Source organism: Streptomyces nanshensis (genome assembly GCF_001751255.1).
Classification (GTDB): Bacteria; Actinomycetota; Actinomycetes; order Streptomycetales; family Streptomycetaceae; genus Streptomyces; species Streptomyces nanshensis_A.
In genome coordinates, this window is sequence record NZ_LJGW01000084.1 from 1 (window position 1) to 510 (window position 510).

1 protein-coding gene is annotated in these 510 nt (G+C 67.4%); it reads right to left on the minus strand.

What is annotated here, in order from left to right:
- The coding region (locus AN218_RS37395) for a hypothetical protein (RefSeq protein ID WP_420855934.1) at positions 1-299 on the minus strand (299 nt) is incomplete at its 3' end.
- Positions 300-510: the final 211 nt, after the last annotated feature.

Here is a 510-nt window from a genome sequence, read left to right on the forward strand (position 1 = left end):
TCACCCAAAGCCTGAACCAACGACACAAAACCCCACAGGCCCTCCGGCACACCAGAACCCGAAACACCCACAGACCCCACGGCATCCACGGCATCCACGGCACCGTCAACCACCGGCAGGAACGACAGCACACCCCCGCACACGGCCCCCTCCGGCAACACCCCAGCCACACGCGCCGCCAACTCCGCACGCCCCAGCCCCGGTTCGACCTCCAGACACACCGCACGCGCACCCAAAAGCCCCACCACCGACGACGCCCACTCCACCGGCACACCACCACCAGCAGGCACCACCACCAACCACACACCAGAAGCNAACCACACACCAGAAGCCGGCCCAGAGTCGGCGGTGCCGTTCGCGGAGGGGTGAGCTCCGTTGGAAACGACCTCCTGGACGGACCCAGCGCCGTCGCCGGAAGTGGCGGGTTCGATCAGCCCGTTCCCGCCCGAAGCCTCAAGTGCGGCACCGGAAAGCTCGGGGGTTTTGTGGGTGAGGGGTTTCCACCACTCC